Here is a 208-nt window from a genome sequence, read left to right as displayed (position 1 = left end):
CGTGTCCTCCAGCGGCGACATCATCGCCAAGAACCGGCTGACCCTCGCGGCCGGCGGCTACGAGACGCCTGCCGCCACCGCCCGGTTGGGCGGAACCGACGTGGTCGTGCGCCTCGGTTCCGGCCATCTGTTCAACCTCGGTCTGCTCGTCGCCGCCAACAGCCTCGACGCCGAAGGCGGCGACTTCGGCAACGGGCCTGATGGGCGC

The 208-nt window shown here is 71.2% G+C and carries 1 protein-coding gene; it reads left to right on the top strand.

Annotated elements, in window-relative coordinates; genetic code table 11:
* Positions 1–208 (top strand): hypothetical protein (locus MKL01_RS30795; protein WP_243908986.1); only part of this gene is annotated, 208 nt, incomplete at both ends.

This window comes from Methylobacterium sp. J-070, assembly GCF_022829385.1.
In the GTDB taxonomy this organism is placed as follows: domain Bacteria; phylum Pseudomonadota; class Alphaproteobacteria; order Rhizobiales; family Beijerinckiaceae; genus Methylobacterium.
This window is presented reverse-complemented; position numbering and strand designations above follow the sequence as displayed.